The sequence below is a fragment of the Persicitalea sp. genome (assembly GCF_041751555.1).
Lineage (GTDB): Bacteria > Bacteroidota > Bacteroidia > Cytophagales > Spirosomataceae > Persicitalea.
In genome coordinates, this window is the sequence record NZ_JBGSXF010000571.1 from 1 (window position 1) to 3,342 (window position 3,342).

General features: G+C 52.8%; 5 protein-coding genes. 1 reads left to right on the forward strand and 4 read right to left on the reverse strand.

The features are described 5' to 3' along the window. A partial coding sequence (locus ACEW8P_RS20225; protein WP_373514886.1) for an IS5 family transposase occupies positions 1 to 584 on the reverse strand: 584 nt, incomplete at its 3' end. A 197-nt stretch (positions 585 to 781) separates the two neighbouring features. Between ACEW8P_RS20225 and ACEW8P_RS20230 the strand changes: the two genes are divergently transcribed. Beyond that, a complete protein-coding gene (locus ACEW8P_RS20230; RefSeq protein ID WP_373514887.1) occupies positions 782 to 1,303 on the forward strand; it encodes a hypothetical protein in 522 nt (173 codons plus the stop codon). A gap of 45 nt (positions 1,304 to 1,348) precedes the next feature. Here ACEW8P_RS20230 and ACEW8P_RS20235 read toward each other — a convergent pair whose 3' ends face one another. The 3 genes from ACEW8P_RS20235 to ACEW8P_RS20245 form a co-directional block, all read right to left on the reverse strand. Then, positions 1,349 to 1,651 (reverse strand): UDP-N-acetylglucosamine 2-epimerase, encoded by a 303-nt coding sequence (locus tag ACEW8P_RS20235; RefSeq protein ID WP_373514888.1) that lies wholly within the window; start codon positions 1,649 to 1,651, stop codon positions 1,349 to 1,351. Positions 1,652 to 1,707: 56 nt separating this feature from the next. After that, positions 1,708 to 2,559 (reverse strand): IS5 family transposase, encoded by an 852-nt coding sequence (locus tag ACEW8P_RS20240; protein ID WP_373514889.1) that lies wholly within the window; start codon positions 2,557 to 2,559, stop codon positions 1,708 to 1,710. Positions 2,560 to 2,626: 67 nt separating this feature from the next. Next, complete coding sequence (locus tag ACEW8P_RS20245) at positions 2,627 to 3,283, reverse strand: recombinase family protein (RefSeq protein ID WP_373514890.1); 657 nt, start codon at positions 3,281 to 3,283, stop codon at positions 2,627 to 2,629. Positions 3,284 to 3,342 lie beyond the last annotated feature (59 nt).

Genomic DNA, 3,342 nt, shown 5'->3' on the forward strand with positions numbered 1-3,342 from the left:
TTCTTTTGACCACTTCCCACAGCCAACCCGTTAGGTTGGCCACCGCCCCGGCGGCCCGGCCAATCATACAAATCATCGCCCTGATAACCCGCATCGACCCAGACAATCTCCAACTTTCCACATAATTTCTTGAGCCGGCTATCGGCCCAGATTTTCTCAATCAACAGTTTGGCCCCCGCCTTTTCGGACACGCTTGCAGCTACGACCTTCACCGCCAGCAGGAAACCCAGTGTGTCGACTAGAATGAATCGTTTTCGACCCTTGATGCACTTGCCCGCGTCATAGCCGCGCTCACCACCGATCTGAGTCGTCTTAACCGATTGGGAATCAATAGAAGAGGCCGTAGGCCGTTTCTTGCGACCTGCTTTTTTACGCACTCTACTAACCAGCTTGACATGGATTTGTTGCCACACGCCATCCTTGCTCCAAGTGTTGAAATAGTGGTAGACGCTCTTGTGATTAGGATAATCATTAGGCAACAGCTCCCACGAGCAGCCGCTGCGCATCCAGTACAGAATGCCGTTAATCACCTCCCGCAGGTCGAGCGGGGGCCGTCCCGGCCCATCAATTTGTTTTTTTGGCATAGGCAAGAGTGCCTTCAAGTGTTTCCATTGTTGGTCGGAAAGTTCAGTGGGATACTTTTTGTGAGATTTCCGTTTAGTTTTGTGCTGAGGCATCTGAGAAGGAAGTTTTGAAGTTTGGTCGCTACAAAAATCCCTTTTCATCGGATGTCTTTTTCTATGTTCAAGCGGTTTTCAGACAGGTTCTAAGCTTTTCAGCTTTGGGACAGACTACCCAAAAAACCGTAAAAGTTCCGCTTTCGGTGTCTGGAGCTACTGCGGACTCCTTGCATTGCAGCAAAAAAATCTTTTCTACCTCCATTTACCAAGGACAAGCCAGGCTTCGTTCTGCGGCGACCCTAACTCTGTACCAGGACGATGCGCTGGCCAAACGGCAATATCGGGCAGGGCGAATACTTCAACCCATTGCCCCTATAGTCTCCCTGGCTGGGATAGCGTTAAGCTACGTCGCCCTCAAAGGTAAGTCTGGCACTCACAGCGGTTATTATGAAGGGCAGCTCGTTACGGCAGATTATACAGTCCGAAGCCGCCCGAAGCTGGCGGCTGGTCTGGGACTCTTCATGGCGGGCATCGCGCTGGTCGAGTTCTCCAACGAACTGGTGGCTAAATCGGCACGGGGGTACAATCTGAGGCATAAGGGACGGTTGACCTCCACTGATTGTCCAACTTTTTACTTTGAGATTACGCCCAGTGGAAACATAGGGCTGGTTGGGCTATTCTGAAAAGAGGATCTACTCTACATTATGGTATTATAGCTGCCAGCGCGGTCAATTCTCAAGCAGTATTTTTAAAATCTTTTCCGCTGCCCGACCGTCGCCATACATAGCTCGGAAATCGAATTCCGCTTTCCCTTCAAAATACCGGTAGGCTTCCAAAATCAGGTTCGTATCGGCATCCGTTAGTCGCGCTGCGCCGCTCTCCACAATTTCGATCCACTCGGTTTCCGGGCGCATGATGATACACGGGGTACCCAGGTAATAGGCCTCCTTTTGTACGCCCCCGGAGTCCGTCAGCACCAGCCTGGCGTTGCGTTCGAGCTGCAGCATATCGAGGAAGAAAACAGGTTCCATTAGGGGTTCTTTTAGTAAATGGACAAAGAATTACTCTCAGAAGCCGTTTTAAAATATCAATTTAGTCGTTTCAGCATGATTCTGATCATCGCCAGGTAGACCATCGCCTCGCTGTTTCGGGTTAGCTTTTCGTAATCCTTCGACAGCCTCCTGTTGAAGGACAGCCAGGCAAAGGTTCTCTCGACGACCCACCTTCTGGGCAGGACGGCGAATCCTTTCACGTCATCGTTTCGCTTGACGATCTGCCAAGTCCAGCCCATCAGGGCCGCGACCCAACCGGCCAGATCCGGCCCCTGGTAGCCTGCGTCGGCCCACACCAGTTTGATCCTGCCGCAGAGTTTCATCAGCCTGCGCGTGGCTTGTATCTTCGCCAGAAGCAACTGCGCCCCGGCCTTCTCCGAGACGCTGGCCGCCGTCACCTTCACGGCCAGCAGCAAACCCATCGTGTCGACCAGTATGAAGCGCTTGCGCCCTTTGATGGACTTGCCCGCGTCGTATCCCCGATCCTGACCGCCAACCTGGACGGTTTTGACGCTCTGCGAGTCGATGCATCCCGCCGTTGGCCGCTTCTTGCGGCGTTTTTTCCTCTTACCGGGCCTGCGCGTGCTGCTGCGCACTTGCCTGACCAGAGCCGTGTTGACTTTCTCCCAGACCCCGGACCTGCTCCACTCGTTGAAATAGCCGTACACCGTCTGCCAGGCGGGGTAGTCATTGGGCAGCATTCGCCAGCTTATCCCGCCGCGAAGCACATAGAGGATGGCGTTGACGGCCTGCCTCATGTCGACTGAAGGACGGCCCGGCCCGCCTGGCCTCTTTTTAGGATTGGGTAGCAAATTGCTCAGGTGCTTCCATGATTTGCCGCTCAGCTCGCTGGGGTATTTCCTTTTTGATTTATCTTTGCTTGGCATCCGATTCTGGGCGAGCTAGGTGGTGAGATACCTTCTCAACTTTTTTCGGATGCTTTTTGTCCCTATACTATTTTAAAACGGCTTCTAAGGGATTCTGATTCTCTGGGCGCATCTTTTCAATCGGTTTTATGCTGACACCGGCATGTCGTAAAATCCTATAAAGGGTTCGGCGACTGCCGATCTGGAAATAGCTCATAATCTGCGTTGTCGACTGCTCTCCAGACACGTAAAGGTTTTTCACGGCTGGGGCTATCTTTTGGTATTTCGGGCTTAACCCCCCGGGTCGGCCGCCGTTCCGGCCCCTGGCTCGTGCCGACTGCAGGCCGGCTTTGGTGCGCTGCACGATTACGTTACGCTCATGTTCAGCCAGAGCGCAGAAGATCTGAAAGACGAGCAGGCCGCCCGGTGACGTAGTGTCAATCGGATCATTGAGCGAGACCAGGTGAATTCCCTTCTTACCCAGGTCTTCGACAAGTTCGATCAGTCCGCGGGTCGAACGTCCGAGCCGATCCAGTTTCCAGATGACTATCGTATCCCCTTTCCGCAGATAGCCCATCATTCTCTCGAATTCGGGTTTGTGCGCTTTAACACCCGATACCTTGTCCGTGAACACCCGCTCACACTTCGCACTCTCCAGGGCATCCGTCTGGGAGTCCAGGGTTTGCTCCTGCGTACTGACCCGTGCATATCCTACGCGCATCTTTTTTCTTTGTTTTTGTACCATTTATTCATGTGTTGGCAAGATACGTTACATTCATAAAGTAGATAAGTTTTTGGTATAAC